The following is a 22,449-nucleotide window of genomic DNA, read 5'->3' as shown; positions in this document are numbered from 1 at the left end:
CGGGGCGATGCTCTGATCGGGGGCATGGACACTGCTCTGACGCACCGGCTGGACACCCTCTGGCGCATGGAAGCGCCGGCCCTGATCGCACGCCTGACCCGGATGCTGGGCGGCGATGTGGGGCGTGCCGAAGAACTGGCCCAGGACACCTGGCTGGCCGCGCTGGAGCGCTGGCCGCAGCAGGGCGTTCCAGACAACCCCGGAGCGTGGCTGATGACCACCGCGCGCAACCGCGCCATCGACGTCCTGCGCCAGCACCAGCGGGTGGCGGGCCAGCATGCACAGTGGGGCAGCGCGCTGGAACCTCAGCCGCTGCCCGCACCGGATGACACCGCCGCGCTGGAAGATGACATCGGCGATGACCTGCTGCGGCTGATGTTCGTGGCCTGCCACCCGGTCCTCGCCGCCGATGCACGGGTGGCGCTGACCCTGCGCCTGCTGGGCGGCCTGACCACCGATGAAATCGCCCGCGCCTTCCTCACCCCCGAGCCGACCATCGCCCAGCGCATCGTGCGGGCCAAGCGCACCCTCGCGCAGAAGCAGGTGCCGTTCGAAGTGCCCCGGCAGGCTGCCTTGCCCGAGCGGCTGGCGTCGGTGCTGGAAGCGGTCTATCTGATCTTCAACGAGGGTTACACGGCAAGCGCCGGCGATGACTGGATGCGGCCGGCGCTGTGCGAGGAAGCGCTGCGCCTGGGGCGGGTGCTGGCGCATCGCCTGCCCACCTGGCCGCAGGTGCACGGCCTGCTGGCCCTGATGGAGCTGCAGGCGTCGCGTACCGCCGCACGGACCACGGCCGAGGGTCGTCCGGTCCTGCTGCCCGACCAGGACCGCACGCGCTGGGACTGGCTGCAGATCGCGCGCGGCCAGGCGGCACTGCGGCAGGCGCAGGCACTGGGTGGCAGCACTGACGCGTACGTGCTGCAGGCGGCCATCGCCGAGTGCCACGCCGGCGCGCGACGCGCGCAGGACACCGACTGGCCGCGTCTGGCCGCGTTGTACGCCACGCTTGCCCATCATCATCCCTCTCCGGTGGTGGAGCTCAACCGGGTGGTGGCGGTGGCGCGCGCGGACGGTGCCGAGGCGGCCTGGGCGCTGCTGCAACCGCTGCAGGACGATCCACGCCTGCGTGGCTACGTACCGCTGGCGGCGGTGCGTGGCGATGTGCTGCAGCAGCTGGGGCGCCCGGCCGAAGCGCGGGCGGCGTTCGAGGAAGCCGCCGCGTTGACCGCCAATGCGCGCGAAAAAGACCTGCTGCTCGCACGCGCGGCCGCCCTGTAGACCGGCACTGCCGCAAACCGCGTCGGCTGTCCTACACTCGGGCGATTGTCGTCCCGTACTGAGGTGCAGCGTGAAGCGAGTGGTAATCAGCCTGTTGGCGTTGTCGGTGTCGTCGGCCCTGATGGCGGCCACCCCCAAATTCGATGGCGCGCGGATCTCCGCCGACGTCAAGGAACTGGCATCGGACGCCTATGAGGGCCGCTCGCCGGCCACCGCCGGTGAAGAAAAAACCGTCGCGTTCCTGAGCAGGCAGTTCGCTGCGGCCGGCCTGCAGCCGGGCGGCGACCTCAAGGACGGCAAGCGCCTGTGGACCCAGGCCGTGCCGCTGCTCAAGGGCGATATTGTGGGTACCCCGACCCTGTCGCTGAGCAGCAAGGGCACGCCGCAGGCCCTCAGCCAGGGCAAGGAAATCGCCGTGCGCGCGGCCATGAACGGCGCCAGCGAAGTGGATATCCGCAACGCGCCGCTGGTCTTCCTCGGCTACGGCGTCAAGGCCGATGAGCGCAACTGGGACGACTTCAAGGGCGTCGACCTGAAGGGCAAGATCGCCGTGGTGCTGATCAACGATCCCGACTTCGAGACCGGTCAGGGCGATTTCGACGGCAAGGGCATGACCTATTACGGCCGCTGGACCTACAAGTACGAGGAAGGCGCACGCCAGGGCGCGCTCGGCGTGCTGATCGTGCACGAGACCGCACCGGCGTCGTACGGCTGGGCGACCGTGGCCGGCTCCAACACCAACACCATGTTCGATGTGGTCCGCGACAGGCCGGCCGAGGCGCATCCGCTGCTGGAAGGCTGGATTCAGCGCGATCTGGCGGTCGAACTGTTCAAGCGTTCCGGCCTGGATTTCGAGGCGCTCAAGAAGCAGGCGCAGACCCGCGACTTCAAGCCGGTGGAACTGAAGGGTGAAACCTTCTCGGCAAATTACGCGGTCAAGACCGAAGTGATCACCTCGCACAACGTGGCCGCCCGCCTGGAAGGCAGCACGCGCCCGGACGAGACCGTGGTCTACAGCGCGCACTGGGATCACATCGGTGTGGGCAAGCCCGATGCCGACGGCGACACCATCTTCAACGGCGCGCTGGACAACGCCAGCGGCACCGCCTCGCTGATCGAGCTGGCGCGCGGCTTCGCCAAGGGCAAGCGCCCGGAGCGCTCGGTGCTGTTCCTGGCGGTGACCGCCGAAGAAAAGGGCCTGCTGGGCTCGGAGTACTACGCCAGCCATCCGCTGTACCCGCTGGCCAAGACGGTGGCGGTGATCAACATGGACGGGATGGCGCCGTTCAGTCCGTCGCGCGATTTCGGCATCTACGGCTCGGCCAAGCTGGAACTGCTGGACCAGCTCAAGGACGTGGCCAAGGGCTGGGATATCCGCTACACCCCCGATCCCAAACCGGAAGCCGGCCTGTTCTTCCGTTCCGATCATTTCCCGTTCGCCAAGCGCGGTGTGCCGGCGGTGTCGTACTCGGCGGGCCAGGACTGGGTGGACGGGGGTGTGGCGGCCGGCAAGAAGGCCTCCGACGATTACACCGCCAAGCGCTACCACCAGCAGGGCGACGAATGGCAGCCGGACTGGACCTTTGCCGGCGCGGCACGCGATCTGGAAGTGCTGTACACGCTGGGCAACCAGTTGGCCAACTCGAACGCCTGGCCGAACTGGAGCGCCGATTCGCAGTTCCGCGCCCCGCGTGACGCCAGCGCGGCCGAGCGCAAGTAACGCTGCACGCCCCGCCGGTCCCGCCGGCGGGGCATCCCGGCAGGCCGGCCGCAGGTCGGCTGTCGTGGCAACCGTTCCGACAGCCAGACCCGGCTGATCCCGCTTCATCCTCCCGATTCCCGGCTTCGTCGCATGCGGCTTGTCCTTGCGGGCGGCAGGGCTATGCTCGCTTCACCCCTTTGCCGGAAACGCCGCCGTGCTTGCCAGTCTCGCTCTGATCGTCCGCATTCTGTTGGCCTGGACCGCCGCGGTCATCGTGGCCGGCTTCGTCTGGAGTGGCATCTTCAGCGGCATGCGCGACGGCCCTGGCTGGGTGTTCGGGCTGCTGGCGATGTTCCTGATGGTGACCGCTCTGGGCAGCTGCATCACCCACATCCGCCGGGTGTGGCTGGTGGCCGGACGCCTGGACGGCACCACCCTGTCCAGCCGACAGCGCCGGCAGATCGAACTGCCGATGGATGCCGGCCCGGCCTTTGCGCTGGTCGAGGCGGCGCTGGCCGAGCTGCCCCGCGTGGAAGACATGGAGAGCGCTGCCGGCAGCCTGCAGGTGCGCGCCTACGTGCGCCGTGTCGACCCCTACAACGGCCGCCCGCCGTCGCGCTGGAATCTGCCCGCGCGCCTGGCGATCAAGCGCAACAGCGTACTGGCCACCGTCACGCCGGGGCAGGGCACCAGCAGCGTGACCCTGCTGTTCGAACCCGACGCCGGTGTGTGGGCCGACCTGCTCGCTGTCGATGAAGGCAGCAACTACGAGAACGCCGAAGCAGTCGGGCGTGCGATTACCCGCCGCGTCGCCGAGCAGCGCCGCGACGAACAGGCCGCCGCCGCGCAGACCGCCACCGAGAAGGAACTGAGCGTGGCGCGGTTGAACCTGCTGCACGCGCAGGTGGAACCGCATTTCCTCTACAACACGCTGGCCAACGCCCAGGTGTTGACCCGCACCGATCCGCCGCGCGCGGACCAGATGCTGGGCCACCTGATCCAGTACCTGCGCAGCTCGCTGCCCCGCGTGGACGAGTCGATGTCCACGCTGGGCGTGGAACTGGAGCGTACCCAGGCGTACCTGGAGATCCTGAAGATCCGCATGGGCGCACGCCTGCTGCTGCAGGTGGACGTGCCGCCGGCACTGAACGTGCTGCCGCTGCCGTCGATGGCGCTGCAGACCCTGGTGGAGAACGCCATCAAGCACGGCCTGGAACCCAAGCCCGGCGGCGGCACGGTATGGATCATCGCGCGTGCCTTCGATGACCATGTCACCCTGACCGTGGCCGACGACGGATTGGGCTTCGGCCACACCACCAGTGGCACCGGCATCGGGCTGAAGAACCTGCGCGAGCGCCTGCGCCTGACCTGCGGTGAACACGCCGGTGTCGCGATCGTGGCCAACTTCCCCAGCGGCGTGGCGGCCACCATCACCCTGCCGTATGACGCACGCGAGGCAATCCATGCAGCTTGATGCCCTCATCGCCGAAGACGAAGACCTGCTGCGCCAGTCATTGGTCAGCCAGTTGCAACGCCTGTGGCCGGACCTGCGGCTGGTGGCCGAATGCGAAGACGGCGCCAGCGCGCTGGAGCGGTTGGCGGAGCTCAAGCCGGACCTGGCGCTGCTGGACATCCGCATGCCCGGCATCAGCGGTATCGAGGTGGCGCGCGCGCTGCCCGAGATCAGCCCGCGCACCCAGGTGGTGTTCGTGACCGCCTATGACCAGTACGCCATCGATGCGTTCGAGCAGGGCGCGGTGGACTACCTGCTCAAGCCGGTCAGCGACGAGCGCCTGCTGGCCACGCGCGAGCGCATCCTCACCCGCATGCAGGCCGGGCGCCCGGACAGTGCGATGCTGGAACAGCTGCTGCAGCGGCTGGGCCAGCAGCCGGCGGCACGGTCCACGGCCCCGCCGCTGGCCTGGATCACCGCCAGCAACGGCCGCGATACTCACCTGATCATGCTGGAGGACGTGGTGTACTTCCGCGCCGACAGCAAATACACCACGGTGGTCACCGCGCAGGGCGAAAGCCTGCTGCGCACGCCGCTGCGCGAGTTGCTGGAGGTGCTGGATCCGCAGCGCTTCCGTCAGGTCCACCGTTCCACCATCGTCAACATGCAGGCGGTGGCGGCGGTGAGCCGTGATGACACCGGACGGGGCCAGCTGCGGCTGAAATGCCGGCCGGAGATCCTCAACGTCAGCCAACCGTTCATGAGCCTGTTCCGCGGCATGTAAGCCGCTCCCGCACGGAGTCGTCCCGTATGCGTACGCCCGCTCTTGCCGCTGCCTGTCTGCTGCTCCTCGCGGCCTGCCAGCAGTCCGGCAACACCTCCGTCACCCGCGTCAGCGCCAACGGGGTGGATACGCTGTACAGCCGCACCACGGTCGTGGATGGCGTTGCGCGCTTCGCGTGCATTGCCAGCCGTAGCGGGCAATGCCACTACCTGGTGCTGGATCCGCGCTGTACGCTGGAGGCGGCGTGCGCGCAGCCGCCACTGCAGCAGTTCGCGGTGGCGGTGGGGCAGACCCGGGCGATGCCCGACCTGCCGACCGGTTTCAAGCTGTGCGTCAGCGAGGTCCGCAAAGAACGATGCCACCGTGACTGATCACGGTGGCATCGTGGCTCCCCCCACTTCACGGGCCGGTCAGAAGGCCGGCTGCAGGTGCAGATTGTTGCCGGGGTCCTGCTCGCCGACATGATTGAGGCGGCCAACCAGCTCGGAATGCTGATGCATCCGGCCGATCTCGCGCATGATGCGGATGTCTTCGTGGCGCAGCTCGCGCCGCGCGCTGACGACCTGCTTGTAGTTGAGCACTTCCGGATAGTGCTGGGCCATCTCCAGCGCATCGGCCACGCACTCGACGCTGTCGGCATCGGCGGTGATCCGCTCGCGGCTGTTGAACGCCTTCATCCAGCGCTCGAAACCGGCCTTGTGGTCGAACATGTTGGCCATGAACCAGATCACGAACAGGATCGAGACCCAGGAACCGAACACGATCACCACGCGGGTGAAGGTGATATGGAAGTCGTCCTTCCACAGGTAGTTGCTGATCAGGCCGAGGATGAGCAGCGAGGACGCCTGCCACCCGACGATCGAAGCCATCAGCCATTGACCCTTGGCCTTGGCGAGCACGGCCACTTCCTCGCGGATCTGCTGCTCGCTCTTGTTACGCCAATGCGCGACCTGTTTTTCGAACGGGCTGTTGTACAGCTCGTTGTCCTGCAACAGCAAACCCAAACCCTTGAACAAAGCGATCATGACGTGCTCCTTCTGGAACGTGCGGCAGCGCATTGGACGAACTTGAGGCGGATTCAGTTCTAGCACTTCCAGCGGACGGTGCAATGGGGAGAACGCGAAGGGTGGCCGACCGTTTTTCTGAATGCGGGTGGCGTGATGCAGTGCATCATTGCGCGCGCAGCCTGCGACAAGATGTCGCAGGGTGATTCATGTTGCGGGTGCACATGAAACGCGCCGTGACCGGGGTGGGTCGCCGCCCCGGCCGGGATCGGCCAGAATCGAGGCCGACCGCGCAGCCAGCGGTCGTTTCTCCCGCCGACCGGACCTGCGATGCCGCCGCTGCTCAACCGTCTCTCCCGCCCCATTGCGGCGCCCATCCGACGCTGGGTCCTGGACGCGTTCCCGCGCGGCCAGAGCAACATCGACTACGACCATCCGCAGGGCGATCCGGGCTGGTTTGGCCCGGACAGCGCCACCTGGCGCGTGCATGCGGAGCTGCCCGGGATGCTCGCCGGCGGCCTGTGCGCACTGATGCTGCAGACCCTGCACCCGTTGGCCCTGGCGGGGGTGTACGACCACTCCAACTTCCGCGGCGACCTGGTCGGCCGGCTGCGCCGCACCACCGCTTTCGTGGCGGGCACGAGCTATGCCCCCGCCGGCGAAGTGGAGACGCTGGTTGCCCGGGTCAAACGCATTCATGCGCAGGTGCGCGGGCATACCCCGGACGGGCAGGCCTACGCCGCCGACGATCCGGATCTGCTGACCTGGGTTCACGTCACCGAGGCGTACGGCTTCCTGCAGGGCTGCCGCCGCTATTGCCGTGAGGTACCGGCGTCGGTTGCCGACCGCTATTACGACGAGTACCGCCGCGTGGCCGAGGCATTGGGGGCGACCGCAGTGCCGGCCTCGGAAGCGGAGGTGGCGGCGTACTTCGTGCGGGAGCTGCCGCGGTTGCGCTTCGATGCGCGCTCGCGCGAGGTGCTGGCGGTGCTCGCCGGCATCCGACTGCCGGTGCCGATGGCGGGGCTGTCGCGTGATCTGTTCCTCGGTGCGGGCGCCGCGTTGCTGCCGCCGTGGGCGGTGTCGATGCTGGAACGCACTGCGCTGCAACGGGCGCAGGCGCAGACCTCGGCCCGCCTGTTGCGTGGCATGGCGCCGCTGTTCCGCCGCGCGCTGCCGGATGGTGTGGCCACCCGCGCCTGCGCCCGCGTCGGTGTGCCGGCCAGCGTGCTCACGAGGTGGTGACAGAGTGGCGCGCATAAAAAACGGGCGCCGAAGCGCCCGTTTTCCGATCATCGCACCGCGATGATCACCACACTTTGACCCGCTTGTCCGGGGCCAGGTACAGCTTCTGGCCTTCCTTGACGTCGAACGCCGGGTACCACGCGTCCAGGTTGCGCACAGTGAGCGCGCGGAACTGGCCGGGGGCATGCACGTTGGTCAGCAGCGCGTTGCGCAGCGCCTGCTCGCGGGCCTTGCTGCGCCAGGCCTGGGCGAACCCGAGGAAGAAGCGCTGGTCCGGCGTGAAGCCTTCCAGCGTCTGTGCCGGCTTGCCCTGCAGCGAGAGCTGGTAGGCATCGTAGGCGGTGGCCAGACCGGCCACGTCGGCGATGTTTTCGCCCAGCGTCAGGCGCCCGTTGACCGACACACCCGGGAAGGGCTGGTAGCTGCTGAACTGCGCGGCCAACGCGTCGCCGGCGGCGTTGAACTGCTTGAGGTCATCGGCAGTCCACCAGTTGTCCAGCTTGCCGGTTTCGTCGAACAGCGCACCGGCGTTGTCGAAGCCGTGGCTGATCTCGTGGCCGATCACCGCGCCGATCGCGCCGTAGTTCACCGCGTCGTCGGCGGCCCCGTCGAAGAACGGCGGCTGCAGGATCGCGGCCGGGAACACCAGGCGGTTCTCCAGCGGCACGTTCATCGCATTGATGGTCTGCGGCAGCATCGCCCACTCGGTGTGGTCCACCGGCTTGCCCAGCTTGGCGATGTTGCGCTGGTACTCGAACAGCTCCGCACGCGCGGCATTGCCCAGCGCATCGTCGCGCTTGACCTCCAGCCCGCTGTAATCGCGCCAGGTGTCCGGGTAGCCCATGCCCACGGTAAGCCCGGCAACCTTGGCCTTGGCGCGGGCCTTGGTCTGCGGCGACATCCATGCCAGCGCATCGATCCGCTTGGCGAAGGCGGCGATGATGTTCCTGGCCATCTCGTCGGCGCGTGCCTTGGTGGCTGGGTCGAAGTGACGCTCGACGTACAGCTTGCCGATCGCTTCGCCGACGGCGTGGTTGCTGTCGTCCACCGCGCGTTTCCAGCGCTCGCTCTGCTGCGGGGTGCCGTTCAGCGCGGTGCCGTGGAAGGCGAAGCGCGCGTCGGCGAATGCCTTCGGCAGGTAAGGCGCGGCGCGATCCAGGGCATGGAAGGCGAGATAGTCCTTCCACACTTCCAGAGGCTCGGTGGCGACCAGGCGCGAGATGCCCGCCACGGCCTTGGGCTGCCACACGATGAAGTCCTGCTGCCCGCCCAGACTGGCGCCGGCCAGGAACGCGCTCCAGTCCATGCCCGGCGCCTTGGCGCTCAGGTCGGCCTGCGTCCAGGCGTTGGCGCCCTTGGCCACATCGTTGGTTTCTTCCTGGGTGGCGTGCGCCTGGGCGATCCGCGTTTCCAGGGCGAGGATGCGCTGTGCCTTGCCGGCGGGATCGGCAACGCCGGCAAGCTGCAGCACCTGGGCGATGTAGGCCTGGTATTGCTTGCGCAGTTCGGCCATGCGGCCGCCCTGCAGGTAGAAGTCGCGGTCCGGCATGCCCAGGCCGCCCTGCACCAGGTACGGTGCGGTGCGGTCCGGCTGCAGCAGATCCACCGAGACCCACACGCCGAACAGGCGGTCGGTGTAGAAGTTGGTCGCGTTCAGCAGGTCGACGTCGGCGCGCAGGGTGCCTCCCAGGGTGGTGGCCAGCGCGGATTTGTCGGCAACGGCGGCGATGGCATCCAAGGTGGGCTTCACCGGGGCCAGGCCCCGCGACTCGATGCCCGCTTCGTCCATGTAGGCCGCGTAGTAGTCACCGATCAGCCTGGCTTCGCCTTCGGCCTTGGCATCGGCGGCAGCGCCTTCGAGGATCGCACGGGTGTCGGCCAGGGTCTTTTCGGCGATGACGTTGAAACTGCCATAGCTGGAGCGGTCGGCGGGGATCTCGGTGGTCCTCACCCAGGTGCCGTTGGCGAAGCCGAAGAAGTCATCGCCTGCGGCGAGGCTGCGGTCCATGCCGGCGATATCGAAACCAAAGCTGCCCAGCTGCGGCTTGGCCGGGGCGGGCGCGGCGGCGGTGTCCGTGGCGGGGGAGGCCGGCGGTGCGGCCGGTTCACGGTCGCAGGCAGCCAGGCTCAGCGACAGGCTGGCGGCAATGGCGAGCATCAGGGTGGGGCGGCGCAGCTTGGACATGGACCTTCTCAGGCAACGGAAAGAACCTAGTTTAGTCCTCCGGCGCAGGTCGGATCGGGCCGCATGCCCGATCGCCCATTGGCCAGATTCCGCTCTTCCCGCACGGCTGCCGCTGGTGCATGCTGGGGCCGGCAGGACCGTTCCGCGCCAGGGTGCCAGGGGAGGCATCGCGTGGACACGATTGCAGGCGTCAAGAAACGGGGGCTTCGGCCGCTCAGGTTTGGGGGAAACCAGGAAGCGTTTGCGCATGAAGTCAGCCCGCTATGAAGGGAGCCGTTTGCGATGCCCGCGTTGAACCGTGTGATGGCTCGGCCACTGCGGACGATCGTCTGGTTGGGCAGTGCGCTGGCCGTGCTGCTGGCCGCTGCGTTGGGCGTCATGCTGGCCAACGACTACCAGCGGCGCCTGGAAGCCGCGCAACGCCAGAGCTCCGCGCTGGCGGCGGGCTCGCAGCGCCTGTTGCGATTGGAACTGCGCAACCTGGAACGGGCCATGCTGGGCATTGCCGACGACGGCGCCAAACTGTTCCAGCGCGTGCCGGAGCAGGCGCCGGAGCTGCTCGATGACGCCATCGCCGGGGTGCTGCAGCGGCATGCCGAGCTGGACAGCATCGTGGTGGTGGACCAGCACGGGCGCGCGCTGACCAGCGGCAGCGGTGATCTGCACCTGCCGTTGTGGGCGATGGAGTCCAACCGGGGCACCGGAAGCGCGCTGTACATCGGCCCGCCGCAGGCATTGGACGGCTATCGCTGGGTGCTGCCGCTGGCGCTGCGCATGGGCGAGGACCGCTGGCTGCTCAGCCGCCTGCACACCGACGAGCTGACCTCGATCATCAGCGGCCTGGACACCGGCGAGTACGGGGTGATCTCGATCACCGACGCCCAGGGCTATGTGCTGGCACGCAGCCCCGACCCGCTCGGGGCCACCGGACAGCGCTTCGGCCTGGCCCGGCGCGAGATGCTGCGCACCGATGCGGTGACGCCACTGGGCATCGAAACCAGCGCGGTGGACCAGATCGAACGCATCTCCACGCTGACCACGCTCGGCCAGTATCCGCTGGCGGTCTACGCCGGCCTGGGCCGTCGCGATGTGCTGGCACCGTGGTGGCCCTACGCGTACGCATCGATGGGCGTGTACCTGGCGTACTGGGTGGTCTTTCTCGGGGTGTACTTCAGCCTGCGCCGCGCCAGCGTGCACCAGGATGTGCTGACCGAGGAACTGCGTACCGGCCACGCCGAGCTGCGCCTGGCCCACCAGGTCGGCAAGGTCTGCACCTGGTACGTGGACGAGGATGCGTGCGTGCTGCGCTGGTCACCGTTGGCGCGCGAGATCTTCGGCGTGGAGATCGACAGCCTGCCGGTTGCCGATTTCTTCGCGCGCGTGCACCGCGACGACGCACCGCGCATGCAGGCCGCCTTCGACGCCGCCTTCGCCGGTACGGCGGTGCTGGATGAAATGTTCCGCGTGGTGCTGCCTGGCGGGGCCGTCCGCTGGGTGTCCGCGCGCGGCCAGCGGGTGGCGGTGGTGGATCGGCAGCGGCGCATGATCGGCGCGCTCACCGATGTCAGCGAGCGCGTGCAGGCGCTGGCACGGGTACAGCAGGCCGAGCGCCAGTTCCGCCTGCTGTTCGACCGCAATCCGGCACCGTTCTGGGTGTTCGACCCCGATACGCTGCGCTTCCTGGAAGTGAACGAGGCCGCGGTCCGCCAGTACGGGTTCAGCCGTGACGAGTTCCTGTCCATGAGCATTCTCGACATCCGCCCGCGCGAAGGCTGGGATGAGATCCGTGGCGCCATCGCACAGGCGCGCATCGGCGATGTGCAGGACGCCACGGTGCGCATGCACCGGCGCAAGGACGGCACCGTGTTCGAGGTCCGCGCCCACCTGGCACGGCTGGACTTCGACGGGCGCCAGGCGTGCCTGGTCCTGGCCGAGGACGTCAGCGAGCGTCTGGCCTACGAGCGCGACCTGGCCTACCACGCCACCCACAACCCGGCCACCGGCCTGCTCAATACGCGTGCGTTGGCCGAACAGTTGGACGCCGCCGGCGGCGGCTACACCATCGCCTATGTGCAGTTCCGCGGGTTGCAGCTGGTGGCCGATACGCTGGGCCGCGAAGTGGGCGAGGTGGTGCTGCAGGCGATGGCCAAGCGCCTGGGCGGGCTCGGTGCGCGTTATGGCGCGCTGGCGTTCCAGCCGGCCGAGGACTTCATCTTTGCCATCGACGACGGCCACGACCGCCAGTCGGCGCTGGACACGCTGGTGCAGACCGTGTCCGAACCGGTACGCGGGCAGGATTGGCTGCACCAGTTCGAGCCGCGCATCGGCGTGGCGGTGAAGTTCGACGGCGATGTGCTGCCGGCCGAACAGGTGATCGGCATGGCCGCGCAGGCCGCGCACGCGGCGCGCGACGAAGGCAGCGTGATCGCCTGGTACGACAACACGGTCAGCTCGCGGCTGGCCGAGCGGCTGCGCCTGGCCGGTCGCATCCACAGCGCGATCGATGCCGAGTTCGAGCTGTACTTCCAGCCCATCTGCCATGCCAGCGACGGCACCCCGGCCGCGCTGGAGGCACTGCTGCGCTGGCCGCAGCCGGATGGCAGCTTCATTCCCCCGGGCGAGTTCATCCAGCTGTGCGAAGACACCGGGTTGATCCTGGCGCTGGGCCGCTGGGTGATCCGTGCGGCGGCACAGGCGCAGCGGCAACTGGTCGATGCCGGCTGGGGCGTGCTGCCGATCGCGGTGAACGTCTCGGCGGTGCAGTTCTTCAACAGCGACCTGGTGGCCGAGTTCACCCGCGCCAGCCAGGAGTTCGGCCTGGCGCGGGGCGCGCTGCAGGTGGAACTGACCGAGAGCAGCCTGATGCGCAAGCCGGCGCAGGCCAAGCAGACCATGCAGCGCCTGCACGAGCAGGGCATCTGCATTTCGCTGGACGATTTCGGCACGGGTTATTCCAACATGTCCTACCTGCAGCATCTGCCGCTGGACATTCTGAAGATCGACCGCAGCTTCGTGGCCGATGTGGAAACCAATCCGCGCAACGCCTCGATCTGCCGTGCGCTGTTGTCGCTGGGCCACAGCATGGGGCTGACCATCATCGCCGAAGGCGTGGAAACGCCCGGGCAGCACCAGTGGCTGGCCGCGCACGGCTGCGACCAGGTGCAGGGCTACCTGCTGGGCCGGCCGGCGCCGCTGTGCGAAGTGATCGCGAGGCTGGAGACCGCCGACGCGGTGTAGCGCCGCGCGCTGCGCTTCACGCGGTTCAGGCCAGCGCTTGGACCAGGTAGTCGATGAAGCTGCGCACCTTCGGTGCGAGGTGGTTGCGGCTGGTGTAGACCGCATGGATGCCGACGGGCGGCACCTCCCAGTCGGGAAGAATGCGTTGCAGTCGGCCATCGGCCAGCGCATCGTCAACCAGGAAATCCGGCTGCAGGATGATGCCCAGGCCGGCGATCGCCGCGTCGCGCAGCACATCGCCGTTGTTGGCACGGATGCCGCCGCGGATGGCCACGCTGACCTCGCCGCGCGGGCCGCGCAGCTGCCAGGCATCGCCGCCGCCCCAATAGCTGTAATTCAGGCACTGGTGACCGGCCAGGTCCTCCGGCTGCTGCGGGTGGCCATAGGCGGCCAGGTAGGCCGGTGACGCGCACAGGGTGATGCGGGCGTCGGCGAGTTTGCGCGCGATCAGCGTCGGGCCCGGCTGCCGGGTGATGCGGATGGCCACGTCGAAGCCTTCTTCGACCATGTCCACCAGGCGGTCGGACAACGACAGATCCAACTGCACCTGCGGATACCGCGCGCGGTAGCCGGCCAGCAGCGGGCCAAGCCGGGCGATGCCGTAGCTGACCGGCGCGTTGACCCGCAGCAGGCCGGAGGGCTCCAGCGCCTGCGCGCCGATGCTGGCCTCCAGTGCGTCGAACTGCGCCAGCAGCTGCACGCATTGGGCGTAGTAGGCCGCGCCGGTGCTGGTCGGGCTCACCCGGCGGGTGGTGCGGTTGAGCAGGCGCGTGGACAGGCGCTGTTCCAGCGCCGCGATCTGCCGGGTGACCCCGGCCGTGGACATGTCCAGCGCCTGCGCGGCGGCGCTGAACCCGTTGCGCTCGACCACGGCCACGAACACGCGCATTGCATCCAGAGTGTCCATTGTTGCGGTTCCGGTAATAAACAGCGTCGGGTGATCGTATTTATTGGTGCTGGTGTGCGCAATAACCTGTCCACACCGCACTCCGCCGAGGTTTCCCATGCACGCCCCCGCCCACCGTACCGCCTCCCTGGCCCCCTATGGCGCGACCGCGCTGCGCTGGGCGCTGGGGGCGCTGTTCCTCGTCCACGGGCTGACCAAGCTGCTGGTGTTCACCCCGGCCGGCACCGCCGCCTATTTCCAGTCGCTGGGCCTGCCCGGTGCCCTGGGCTACGCCACCATCGCCCTGGAGCTGACCCTCGCCGCCGCGCTCCTGCTGGGCCTCTTCGCGCGCTGGGTCGGCCTGATCGGCGTGCCGCTGCTGCTGGGCACCATCGTTACCGTTCACGGCGCCAACGGCTTCAGCTTCGCCAACGCTGGGGGCGGTTGGGAATACCCGGCGTTCTGGGCGCTGGCCCTGCTGGTGCTGTTCTGCATTGGCGACGGCAAATGGACGTTGGCCTCGCGCTGAATCTGCCCACGCCCCCCGCCTCTTACTGGAGCTTCCGATGACCCGTCTGCCGTCGCTGTACATCTCGCACGGTTCGCCGATGACCGCGCTCAACCCCGGCCTGGTCGGTGAGCGCCTGGCCGACCTGGCCGCCACGCTGCCGCGCCCGCGCGCGATCGTCATGGCCTCGGCCCACTGGCTGACCCGCCAGCCGGCGGTCGGCGGGCACCCGCGGCCGCCGACCATCCACGATTTCGGCGGCTTCCCGCAGGCGCTGTTCGACCTGCAGTACCCGGCGCCGGGCGATCCGACGCTGGCCCGCGAGGTTGCCGAGCGGCTGGGGGCGGCCGGACTGCCGACGGTGATCGATGCCGCTCGTGGCCTGGACCACGGCGCGTGGGTGCCGCTGCGCTTCCTCTACCCGCAGGCGGACATTCCGGTGGTTCCGCTGGCGATCCAGCCGCTGCTCGGGCCGGCCCATCAACTGGCGCTGGGCCGCGCGCTGGCACCGTTGCGCGAGCAGGGGGTGCTGGTAATCGGATCGGGCAGCATCACCCACAACCTGCATGACTGGGGCCACTACCAGGACGGCAAGGACGCACCCTATGTGCGGCCCTTCATCGACTGGGTGGAGCAGCGGCTGGCGGCCGACGACAGCGCCGCGCTGCTCGACTACCGCCGCCAGGCACCGTATGCCGAGCGCGCGCATCCCACCGATGAACACCTGCAGCCGCTGTACGTCGCGATGGGCGCGGCCGGTGCGGACACGTTGGGCGCGCAGCGCATCGATGCCGGTATCGATGCCGGTTTCCTGGCGATGGACATCTACCGCTTCGATGGCGGTGATGTCGCCCGGCCGGCTTCAGCCAGTGCGGGACCATGAGCCCCGGCATCGCCACGCGTGATATGCAGGGCCACCCGGTGTGCGGCATGCGGCAACGGACTATCCGATGGACCACGCAGCATCGGCTGTCCCTCCACTGAGCCGACGCGCACGCGCGCGTTCGCGCGACGGCAGGGGTGTGGTACGTTTTTTCCGGTTCCGGCGCCGGCTGTCCGCAGCCTCCCCCCGCGCTGCCCACTGGAAAATGCATGCATACCATTGAAGTCGTCCTGGCGATGCTGGTGGCCGTGGTGGCCAGCGGCTACCTCGTCCGGGTCCTGCCGCTGTCGCTGCCGTTGCCGCTCGTGCAGATCGGCCTCGGGGCGGTGATCGCCGGCGTGTTCAACCGCGGCCACGCGCTGGAACCGGAGATGTTCTTCCTGTTGTTCCTGCCGCCACTGCTGTTTCTGGATGGTTGGCGCATTCCCAAACAGGGCCTGTTCCGCGACAAGGGCGTGATCCTGGAACTGGCCTTCGGGCTGGTGGTGTTCACCGTGATCGGTGCGGGCTTGCTGATTCACTGGATGATTCCGGTGATGCCGCTGGCGGTGGCCTTCGCATTGGCCGCGATCATCTCGCCCACCGATCCGGTGGCGGTCGGGTCGATCGCCGCGCGTGCGCCGATTCCCAAACGCCTGATGCACATCCTGGAAGGTGAGTCGCTGCTCAACGATGCGTCCGGACTGGTCTGCTTCCGCTTCGCGGTGGCGGCGGTAATGACCGGAACGTTCTCGCTGGCCAGCGCCTCGCTGACCTTCCTGTGGGTGGCCGTGGCGGGCCTGGCGATCGGCGTGGCGGTGACGTTGGGCGTGTCCACCTTCCAGCGCTGGCTGTGGCGGCGCTTCGGCGAGGAGCCGGGCGCGGCGCTGCTGGTCAACCTGCTGATTCCCTTCGCGGCCTATCTGCTGGCCGAAGAAGCCAATGCCTCGGGCATCCTGTCGGCCGTCGCCGCAGGCATCACGATGAGCTATGTCGAGCTGACCGGCCGCGTCTCCGGCAGCATGCGCGTGCAGCGTGCCGCGGTGTGGGGGATGCTGCAGTTCAGCTTCAACGGCATCATGTTCGTGCTGCTCGGCGAGCAGCTTCCGGGCATCGTCGAGCGCGCGATCACCACCGTCAGCGAGAGTGGCCATCACAGTCCGTGGTGGCTGCTGGTGTACGTGGTGGTGATCAACCTGGCGCTGGTGGTGCTGCGCCTGGCCTGGGTATGGTTGTCGCTGCGCTGGAGCCTGCTGCGTGCGCGCCACCGTGGCGAAGTCCAGCAGGGCACGCCGTGGCGGGTGGTGGTGGCAACGTCGGTCGCCGGCGTACGCGGCGCGATCACCCTGGCCGGCGTGCTGACCCTGCCGCTGTTCCTGCCCGATGGCAGCGCCTTCCCGGCGCGCGATCTGGTGATCTTCCTGGCGGCGGCGGTGATCCTGGTGTCGCTGATCGGCGCCAGCGTGGCCTTGCCGCGTCTGTTGAAGGGACTGGAGCTGCCCGCCGATTCGGGTGACCGCAAGGCCGAGGACCTGGCCCGCAAGCTCGCTTCCAAGGCGGCGCTGGCCGGCGTGGAGCGCATGCGCCAGCAACTGGTGCAGAACCAGACCACCGAGAACGTGCAGCTCTACAACGATGCCGCCTCGCGGGTCAGCCTGCTGTACCAGCGCAATCTGGAGAAGGACAACGGACCCGATGCCGATCCGGAAAAGGTGAAGCGGATGGAGCAGGGCTACCGGCAGCTGCGCACCGCCGGTCTCACCGCCGAGCGTGAAGAGCTGTTCCGCCTGACCCGGCGCGGCAAGATCTCCGATGAGGTCTCGCGCCGGCTGATCCGCAACCTGGATCTGCTGGAAACCCGGCAACGGGATTGACGGCCCAGCCGCCAATCCCGGGCAGCCACCGACCGCGGGCCGGTGGACCGGTTACTCGGCCTTCTGGTCCAGGTAGTAAGCCACCACGGTGCCCTTGACCTTGATCGTCATCGGGTTGCCGCGGCGGTCACGCGCCTTGCCGGCCTGCACGCGGATCCAGCCTTCGCTGACCGAATACTCCTCGACGTTGTCGCGCTCGACGTCGTTGAAGCGGATGCCAACCCCGCGCTCCAGCGCGGCGGCGTCGTGGAAGGGGCTGGCCGGGTTGATCGCCAGGTGATCGGGAGGGGTATCGCTCATGGTCATCGGGTACTGACGGCCACCACGGCCATCTTCTGCCGTACAGGATAAACCGCAGCGGCGCCCAGGCCGAATTTCGCTTCCTGCCAACGCCATCCCACGGCAGAATGCGCCCCTGCCTCCAGGAATACCGGTCATGCCCGACAACAGCGATTATTTCGACTTCGAAGAAGAAGAACGCGATTTCGACGAAGACGACTTCGAGGCGCGCATCTGGAACCTGTTCGTCCTGATCAACCCGGGCGACGAGGAACTGGCGTTGCAGCAGTTCAACCGCTGGCGCGAAACGCTGCTGGAAAGCGGCGAGGAGATCGATGAAGAGGCCGAGTGGCTGCCCCCGCTGCTGACGGCCATCGCCTGGCAGTCCGGCTTCGAGGTCGAACGCGGCGATGCCGATGCGCTGATGTCGGCGGTCAACGAACTGTCCGCGCGCTGGAACCTGCAGCTGGACTGGGGCGGCGACCTGGACGACGAAGACTTCGCTGCCGGCGTGGACGCCCCGCAGCTGATGGCCACGGCGTACGACCGCCTGCGCGAGCACAACTATTCGTTGTGGAGCGTGGATGCCGGTACCGATGGCCTGGCCGGCTGGATGGCGCTCAGCCGCGACGATGACGCGATGCTTGCGTTGTGCTCGCTGCTGGGCGTGGAAGTGCGGCCGGGCAGCGATCCGTTCTGACACCAGCGGAGGCGCCGGCTGTGGGGCGGCCGAGTGTGGCCGGCAACCACGCGATGGGGGTCAGGGCGCGTACTGCGCGCGGGCGTTGGCGATCACTGCTTTGACCAGGGCGCGGTCGGTGTGGCGCGAAATCGGCCGCGCGCCCAGTGCGATGGCCTGCAGGCGCATCGGGGCGGTTACGTCGTAGTGCGCGCCGCTGCGGCGGTTCTGGAAGGTCCGCCGCGGAATCCCGAGCTGCGCCGCCAGGGCGTGCAGCTCGGGCAGGGTGTCGGCCATCAGATGCGCCCAGCGCTCGCCGCGCCAGGGGTGTACCGCATCGTCCACATAGACCGTCACCGGGGGCCGCGATCAGCCCTTGGGCTGCGCGTCGGCGTCGGCCGGGGTGGCGTCGGCAGCCGGAGCGTCAGCGGCATCGGCGGCATCGGCAGCCACCTCGGTGCCGGCATCGGCGTCGCCGTCGGCGGCTTCGTCTTCACCGTCCACACCTTCGAACTCGGACACCAGCTGGGCCAGGTACTCGTCGGCGGTCTTGCCTTCTTCGGCGGCCAGGTCGTCGATCATCTGCTGCATCTGGGTCGAGTATTCCAGAGTGACCTTGCGGCCTTCCTTCTCCTGGACATTGGACAGGTGCTTGAGCATGGCCAGCATCGGGATCGGGTTGTCCGCGTTGCCCATCGTCTGGCCGCCGATGGCCAGCAGCCATTCGGTGCCCTGCAGGCCGATCGCGGCAACCACCTGGCCTTCCTCGTTCTGCAGGACGGCGTGGTTCTGCACCGGCTGCTGGGCGTTCAGGCGCTGGATCGGACGCTTGGGCTGCTGCTTCTTGCGCTTGTCGCGCTTGGCCTTGGACTGCTTGGACATGGGAACGGTCTATCTGTACGGGAAAGACCGTCATTGTAGTGCCGGCCGTCGGCCGGCTCCACGGATTCCGCACCCGCGTCGCCGGCCAGCCCGTCTCAGGGCGAGACGGGCGCCGGTACCACCGGTGCTGCCGGCCGCGCCGGCACGCCCTGGGTCGCCTGGATGTCGGCGTCCTGGGCGGTCGGCGACAACGCCACTTCCTGGCCCGCACCGGCCAGCGCCGCTGCCTCGGCGGCCTTGGTCATCACCACGATACTGATCCGGCGATTGATCGGATTGTCCGGCTGGGTCTTGTCGAACAGTACCGACGACGACAGCCCGACCACGCGGGTGACCTTGTCCTCGGTCATCCCGCCATCCAGCAGCGCGCGCCGGGCCGCATTGGCGCGGTCGGCACTGAGCTCCCAGTTGCTGTAGCCATGCACGGCGGTGTACGCGGTGGTGTCGGTATGGCCGGTGATGCTGATCCGGTTCGGCACGTGGTTGATGAACTGCGACAGCTCGCGCAGGATCTCGCGCGTGTACGGCTTGAGCGCGGCACTGCCCATGTCGAACATCGGCCGGTTCTGCTTGTCCACGATCTGGATGCGCAACCCTTCCGGGGTGAGATCGAGCAGCAGCTGGTCCTTGAACGGCTCCAACGCCTGGCTCTTGCTGATCGCCTCCTCCAGCTCCTTCTTCAGCGCTTCCAGCTGCTGCTGTTCCCGTTCGCGCTCGGTCTGCGGAACCGGCTTGGCAGCCTGCTGGTCATGGAAGGGATCGTTGCTGTTGCCGCGCGAGATGTCGGTGGCGCCGCCCAGCTTGATCATCGAGGTGCTGGCGCCGCCAGGGCCGGCCATGCCCGGCGCTGGCGTGGCGCTCTGGCCGGCCAGCGGACTGGGATTGCGGAAGTACTCGGAAATGGCGGCGCGCTCGGGCTTGGTGGTGGCCGCCATCAGCCACAGCACGAGAAAGAACGCCATCATCGCGGTCACGAAATCGGCGTACGCCACCTTCCAGGCACCCCCGTGATGGGCGGCGTGGCCGGCCTTCCTGACCCGGCGGACGATGACGGTGGGTTTGTTCTCGGCCATGAGGGTGCCTTACTTGACCGTCTTGAGATGCTGCTCGAACTCGCTGAAGCCCGGACGCACGTTGGACGGCAGGGTCTTGCGGGCGAATTCGAGGGCGATCTTCGGGTTGTAGCCACGCAGGCAGGCCAGCAGCGCGGTCTTGACCGACTCATAGATGCGGCTGTCCTGCTCGGCGCGGGCCTCCACGGCCGCCGCCAGCGGGCCGACGAAGCCGTAGGCCAGCAGGATGCCCAGGAACGTACCGACCAGTGCGCCGGCCACGTGTGCGCCCACTTCGGTGATCTCACCACCGATCGAGCCCATCGTGATCACGATGCCCAGCACGGCGGCCACGATGCCGAAACCGGGCAGGCCGTCGGAGACCTTGTTGAGCACGGCCGCAGGCTGCATCGCTTCGGCATGGTGCTTTTCCAGCTCCATTTCCAGCAGCGGCTCCAGTTCGTGCGGCTCGATGTTGCTGCCGATCATCAGGCGCAGGCAGTCGGTCATGAAGTCGACCAGATGGTGATCGGCCTGCACCTTGGGGTACTTGGCGAAGATCGCGCTCTCGGCCGGCCGCTCGACATGGTCTTCCAGCGCCATGAAGCCTTCGCGACGGGCCTTGTTGAGCAGTTCGTAGAGCAGGCTCAGCACATCGATGTAGTCCTGCTGCTTGTAGCGCGGGCCCTTGAACACGCCCACCGTGGCCTGCAGGGTCTGCTTGACGGTCTTGATCGGCGTGCCGATCAGGAACGCGCCCAGCGCCGCGCCACCGATGATGACCAGTTCATAGGGCTGCCACAGGGCAGCCAGTTTGCCGTGCGCGCCGACATAGCCGCCAAGCACGCTGAGGATGACGACGAGGAGTCCAACGATGATGAGCATGGGGCGGACGCGGGGAGGGGATACCTCCATGTCGGCCCGGCCCCCGCTTTTCTGAAGGGGGGCGTTGGTTGGACGTCACAGTTTTCAGGACGCGGAGATCCTCGCCGCCACCCCGGGTCCGTCAGCTGGCGGGGCCGGCCTCGGCACCGCCCCGCTGCAGCGGGTCCGGATACGGCGTGCCATTGGGCGTGAACGACAGCGAGACCGAGTTCAGGCAGTGCCGCTCATGGGTCGGCGGCGGGCCGTCCGGGAACACATGGCCCAGATGGCTGTCACACCGCGCGCAAACGATTTCGGTCCGGATCATGCCGTGACTGATGTCACGGATTTCGCGGACATGGGCCGGGTCGAACGGCGCGAAGAAGCTCGGCCACCCGGTCCCCGAGTCGAATTTCGTGCTGGAGCGGAACAGCGGCAGACCGCACAGCCGGCAGCCGTAGACGCCGTGCTGCTTGTTGTCCAGGAAGACCCCGCAGAACGGGGCCTCCGTGCCGTGGTGCAGCAGCACGCGCTGCTCGTCGGCACTGAGCCCGGCAATCAGTGCCTGGCGCTGGTCGGCGCTGGGCGGGGCAAGGTCGAAAGCGGTCATTGGCGGTTCCTCGGGAGCGTACCGGCAAGATTGGGCCGGCGGGCAGGGCGTTCAAGCGGCTGCGTTCATCGTGCTGATACCCGCGCGGGCGCAAGGTGACGTCCTGTCCCCCCAACCAGGAGCCCGCCATGAACCGCCCACGCCGCCTCGGTGCCGTGCTGCTGCTTCTGCTGCCGCTCCCGGCATTGGCGCAGATCGGCCCCCCGCCATCACCCACCGCCACCCGACCGGTGGTCGCGCCGCAACCGGCCCCGGCGCCGCTGCCCACGCCCGTGCGCCCCGCACCGGCCGACAGCCTTTCCGGCGAGTTGGCCCCGGTGAAGTCCAACAGCCAGGTGCAACAGCAGCTGCGCACCCATCCCATCCAGAGCAAAGGCCCGGCCGGCACGGCCCCCCTCCGGGGCCCCGCGTTGCAGCCCAAGGTCTACGACCGTCACGGCCGCATCATCCCCGGCGCCAGACAGGTCGGCCCCAACCGCGTGCTGGATACGCGCACCGGCAGGTATTACGACTCGGTTCCCAGCGCGGGCGGACAACAGATCCGGCCATAGAGCGTCGCAGACTGCGTGGAAGCGAAGCAGCGCACGCCCGTACGTGCGCACACCGTCATCCTGATGGTCGCGCACGGCCCCTGCGGCAATCCCGGACCCTGGGTTCTGGTTCCGATGCGGTGTGCATGCGTGCACGAGTGAGTGAGCAGGCCAGCGCATGAACGCTTCACAACCGCGTCCCCCAGTCATCCGCATCAACGCGCAAGCTCACCGCTTTTTCGCCTGCGATTAACCGTTTTTCACGGACGCTGTGCGTGCGCCGCACTACACAGCGCATCCCCCAGGCATTTCGAGAAGAGTGCAATCATGGCTAACCAGCAGAACCGCAATCCCGGCAAGGCACCGCAGGAACAGCAGGGTCAGCAGCAGAACCAGAAGGCGGGCCAGCAGAACCAGCAGCAGTGGGATCAGCAGAACCAGAAGGGCGGCAAGCAGCAGGACCAGCAGCGCCACCCGGACTCGAAACAGCAGCGCTGACGCGTTACACGCAATGATCAAGGCGGTGCGCACCCTG

General features: G+C 68.2%; 22 protein-coding genes. 13 read left to right on the top strand and 9 right to left on the bottom strand.

Going from position 1 to position 22,449, the window contains the following annotated elements:
• The first annotated feature begins 24 nt into the window (after positions 1–24).
• From ACPEH8_RS15765 to ACPEH8_RS15745, 5 genes are all read left to right on the top strand, one after another.
• Positions 25–1,278, top strand: a complete 1,254-nt coding sequence (locus ACPEH8_RS15765) for an RNA polymerase sigma factor (protein ID WP_136003505.1) — start codon at positions 25–27, stop codon at positions 1,276–1,278.
• Between the two features lie 70 nt (positions 1,279–1,348).
• A complete protein-coding gene (locus tag ACPEH8_RS15760) occupies positions 1,349–2,998 on the top strand; it encodes a M28 family metallopeptidase (protein ID WP_423667374.1) in 1,650 nt (549 codons plus the stop codon).
• A gap of 196 nt (positions 2,999–3,194) precedes the next feature.
• Positions 3,195–4,454: a sensor histidine kinase gene (locus ACPEH8_RS15755; protein ID WP_136003508.1), complete on the top strand. Its 1,260-nt coding sequence runs from the start codon at positions 3,195–3,197 to the stop codon at positions 4,452–4,454.
• Positions 4,444–5,217 (top strand): LytR/AlgR family response regulator transcription factor, encoded by a 774-nt coding sequence (locus tag ACPEH8_RS15750; protein WP_017356522.1) that lies wholly within the window; start codon positions 4,444–4,446, stop codon positions 5,215–5,217. The genes ACPEH8_RS15755 and ACPEH8_RS15750 overlap by 11 nt, the downstream gene beginning before the upstream one ends.
• A gap of 26 nt (positions 5,218–5,243) precedes the next feature.
• Positions 5,244–5,588: a hypothetical protein gene (locus ACPEH8_RS15745; protein WP_136003510.1), complete on the top strand. Its 345-nt coding sequence runs from the start codon at positions 5,244–5,246 to the stop codon at positions 5,586–5,588.
• Positions 5,589–5,627: 39 nt separating this feature from the next.
• On the opposite strand, the gene ACPEH8_RS15740 is transcribed toward ACPEH8_RS15745, so the two are convergent.
• Positions 5,628–6,242: a hypothetical protein gene (locus ACPEH8_RS15740; RefSeq protein ID WP_206147344.1), complete on the bottom strand. Its 615-nt coding sequence runs from the start codon at positions 6,240–6,242 to the stop codon at positions 5,628–5,630.
• 309 nt (positions 6,243–6,551) lie between these two features.
• Between ACPEH8_RS15740 and ACPEH8_RS15735 the strand changes: the two genes are divergently transcribed.
• Entirely contained in the window at positions 6,552–7,466 is a 915-nt protein-coding gene (locus ACPEH8_RS15735) for an oxygenase MpaB family protein (RefSeq protein ID WP_153164945.1), read from the top strand.
• A 64-nt stretch (positions 7,467–7,530) separates the two neighbouring features.
• Here the strand turns inward: ACPEH8_RS15735 and ACPEH8_RS15730 are convergent, their stop codons facing one another.
• Entirely contained in the window at positions 7,531–9,651 is a 2,121-nt protein-coding gene (locus ACPEH8_RS15730) for a M13 family metallopeptidase (RefSeq protein WP_136003516.1), read from the bottom strand.
• Positions 9,652–9,954: 303 nt separating this feature from the next.
• On the opposite strand from ACPEH8_RS15730, the gene ACPEH8_RS15725 reads away from it, so the two are divergent.
• Positions 9,955–12,888, top strand: coding sequence for a bifunctional diguanylate cyclase/phosphodiesterase (locus ACPEH8_RS15725; protein WP_243746311.1), 2,934 nt, complete (start codon positions 9,955–9,957; stop codon positions 12,886–12,888).
• Between the two features lie 25 nt (positions 12,889–12,913).
• Here the strand turns inward: ACPEH8_RS15725 and ACPEH8_RS15720 are convergent, their stop codons facing one another.
• Positions 12,914–13,795 carry a LysR family transcriptional regulator gene (locus ACPEH8_RS15720; protein ID WP_017356516.1) on the bottom strand — a complete coding sequence of 294 codons (882 nt, stop codon included), beginning with the start codon at positions 13,793–13,795 and terminating at the stop codon, positions 12,914–12,916.
• Between the two features lie 97 nt (positions 13,796–13,892).
• Here ACPEH8_RS15720 and ACPEH8_RS15715 point away from each other — a divergent pair, with 97 nt between their 5' ends.
• The 3 genes from ACPEH8_RS15715 (at position 13,893) to ACPEH8_RS15705 (ending at position 17,018) form a co-directional block, all read left to right on the top strand.
• Positions 13,893–14,303 (top strand): DoxX family protein, encoded by a 411-nt coding sequence (locus ACPEH8_RS15715; RefSeq protein ID WP_136003518.1) that lies wholly within the window; start codon positions 13,893–13,895, stop codon positions 14,301–14,303.
• A gap of 37 nt (positions 14,304–14,340) precedes the next feature.
• Positions 14,341–15,165 (top strand): dioxygenase, encoded by an 825-nt coding sequence (locus ACPEH8_RS15710; protein WP_017356514.1) that lies wholly within the window; start codon positions 14,341–14,343, stop codon positions 15,163–15,165.
• 209 nt (positions 15,166–15,374) lie between these two features.
• Positions 15,375–17,018: a Na+/H+ antiporter gene (locus ACPEH8_RS15705; protein ID WP_017356513.1), complete on the top strand. Its 1,644-nt coding sequence runs from the start codon at positions 15,375–15,377 to the stop codon at positions 17,016–17,018.
• A 51-nt stretch (positions 17,019–17,069) separates the two neighbouring features.
• Here ACPEH8_RS15705 and ACPEH8_RS15700 read toward each other — a convergent pair whose 3' ends face one another.
• The gene (locus ACPEH8_RS15700; protein ID WP_026070836.1) at positions 17,070–17,318 is read right to left on the bottom strand and encodes a DUF3297 family protein; all 249 of its coding nucleotides are present in this window, start codon (positions 17,316–17,318) and stop codon (positions 17,070–17,072) included.
• Between the two features lie 136 nt (positions 17,319–17,454).
• Between ACPEH8_RS15700 and ACPEH8_RS15695 the strand changes: the two genes are divergently transcribed.
• Entirely contained in the window at positions 17,455–17,997 is a 543-nt protein-coding gene (locus ACPEH8_RS15695) for a DUF6630 family protein (RefSeq protein WP_017356511.1), read from the top strand.
• A 60-nt stretch (positions 17,998–18,057) separates the two neighbouring features.
• Here ACPEH8_RS15695 and ACPEH8_RS15690 read toward each other — a convergent pair whose 3' ends face one another.
• The 5 genes from ACPEH8_RS15690 to msrB form a co-directional block, all read right to left on the bottom strand.
• A complete protein-coding gene (locus ACPEH8_RS15690; protein ID WP_423667371.1) occupies positions 18,058–18,333 on the bottom strand; it encodes a DUF4031 domain-containing protein in 276 nt (91 codons plus the stop codon).
• 12 nt (positions 18,334–18,345) lie between these two features.
• A complete protein-coding gene (locus ACPEH8_RS15685) occupies positions 18,346–18,858 on the bottom strand; it encodes a hypothetical protein (RefSeq protein ID WP_136003522.1) in 513 nt (170 codons plus the stop codon).
• Positions 18,859–18,953: 95 nt separating this feature from the next.
• Positions 18,954–19,931 (bottom strand): flagellar motor protein MotB, encoded by a 978-nt coding sequence (gene motB, locus ACPEH8_RS15680; protein ID WP_017356508.1) that lies wholly within the window; start codon positions 19,929–19,931, stop codon positions 18,954–18,956.
• 9 nt (positions 19,932–19,940) lie between these two features.
• The gene (gene motA / locus ACPEH8_RS15675; RefSeq protein ID WP_423667368.1) at positions 19,941–20,795 is read right to left on the bottom strand and encodes a flagellar motor stator protein MotA; all 855 of its coding nucleotides are present in this window, start codon (positions 20,793–20,795) and stop codon (positions 19,941–19,943) included.
• A 121-nt stretch (positions 20,796–20,916) separates the two neighbouring features.
• Entirely contained in the window at positions 20,917–21,384 is a 468-nt protein-coding gene (msrB, locus tag ACPEH8_RS15670; RefSeq protein WP_136003524.1) for a peptide-methionine (R)-S-oxide reductase MsrB, read from the bottom strand.
• A 128-nt stretch (positions 21,385–21,512) separates the two neighbouring features.
• Between msrB and ACPEH8_RS15665 the strand changes: the two genes are divergently transcribed.
• Together ACPEH8_RS15665 and ACPEH8_RS15660 are read left to right on the top strand one after the other, a co-directional pair.
• On the top strand, positions 21,513–21,935 hold the full coding sequence (locus tag ACPEH8_RS15665; RefSeq protein WP_017356505.1) for a hypothetical protein: 423 nt from the start codon (positions 21,513–21,515) through the stop codon (positions 21,933–21,935).
• Between the two features lie 306 nt (positions 21,936–22,241).
• Entirely contained in the window at positions 22,242–22,412 is a 171-nt protein-coding gene (locus ACPEH8_RS15660) for a hypothetical protein (protein ID WP_017356504.1), read from the top strand.
• The last annotated feature ends 37 nt before the right edge of the window (positions 22,413–22,449 follow it).

Source organism: Stenotrophomonas sp. NPDC077461, assembly GCF_049545475.1.
GTDB lineage: Bacteria > Pseudomonadota > Gammaproteobacteria > Xanthomonadales > Xanthomonadaceae > Stenotrophomonas > Stenotrophomonas nematodicola.
This window is presented reverse-complemented; position numbering and strand designations above follow the sequence as displayed.

Coding starts and splice junctions, on each gene's coding strand:
- motB (WP_017356508.1), bottom strand. CDS start 19,931: ATGGCCGAGAACAAACCCACCGTCATCGTCCGCCGGGTCAGGAAGGCC.
- ACPEH8_RS15735 (WP_153164945.1), top strand. CDS start 6,552: ATGCCGCCGCTGCTCAACCGTCTCTCCCGCCCCATTGCGGCGCCCATC.
- ACPEH8_RS15720 (WP_017356516.1), bottom strand. CDS start 13,795: ATGGACACTCTGGATGCAATGCGCGTGTTCGTGGCCGTGGTCGAGCGC.
- ACPEH8_RS15710 (WP_017356514.1), top strand. CDS start 14,341: ATGACCCGTCTGCCGTCGCTGTACATCTCGCACGGTTCGCCGATGACC.
- ACPEH8_RS15740 (WP_206147344.1), bottom strand. CDS start 6,242: ATGATCGCTTTGTTCAAGGGTTTGGGTTTGCTGTTGCAGGACAACGAG.
- ACPEH8_RS15715 (WP_136003518.1), top strand. CDS start 13,893: ATGCACGCCCCCGCCCACCGTACCGCCTCCCTGGCCCCCTATGGCGCG.
- ACPEH8_RS15765 (WP_136003505.1), top strand. CDS start 25: ATGGACACTGCTCTGACGCACCGGCTGGACACCCTCTGGCGCATGGAA.
- msrB (WP_136003524.1), bottom strand. CDS start 21,384: ATGACCGCTTTCGACCTTGCCCCGCCCAGCGCCGACCAGCGCCAGGCA.
- ACPEH8_RS15730 (WP_136003516.1), bottom strand. CDS start 9,651: ATGTCCAAGCTGCGCCGCCCCACCCTGATGCTCGCCATTGCCGCCAGC.
- ACPEH8_RS15745 (WP_136003510.1), top strand. CDS start 5,244: ATGCGTACGCCCGCTCTTGCCGCTGCCTGTCTGCTGCTCCTCGCGGCC.
- ACPEH8_RS15725 (WP_243746311.1), top strand. CDS start 9,955: ATGGCTCGGCCACTGCGGACGATCGTCTGGTTGGGCAGTGCGCTGGCC.
- ACPEH8_RS15660 (WP_017356504.1), top strand. CDS start 22,242: ATGGCTAACCAGCAGAACCGCAATCCCGGCAAGGCACCGCAGGAACAG.
- ACPEH8_RS15750 (WP_017356522.1), top strand. CDS start 4,444: ATGCAGCTTGATGCCCTCATCGCCGAAGACGAAGACCTGCTGCGCCAG.
- ACPEH8_RS15705 (WP_017356513.1), top strand. CDS start 15,375: ATGCATACCATTGAAGTCGTCCTGGCGATGCTGGTGGCCGTGGTGGCC.
- ACPEH8_RS15665 (WP_017356505.1), top strand. CDS start 21,513: ATGAACCGCCCACGCCGCCTCGGTGCCGTGCTGCTGCTTCTGCTGCCG.
- ACPEH8_RS15700 (WP_026070836.1), bottom strand. CDS start 17,318: ATGAGCGATACCCCTCCCGATCACCTGGCGATCAACCCGGCCAGCCCC.
- ACPEH8_RS15685 (WP_136003522.1), bottom strand. CDS start 18,858: ATGTCCAAGCAGTCCAAGGCCAAGCGCGACAAGCGCAAGAAGCAGCAG.
- motA (WP_423667368.1), bottom strand. CDS start 20,795: ATGCTCATCATCGTTGGACTCCTCGTCGTCATCCTCAGCGTGCTTGGC.
- ACPEH8_RS15695 (WP_017356511.1), top strand. CDS start 17,455: ATGCCCGACAACAGCGATTATTTCGACTTCGAAGAAGAAGAACGCGAT.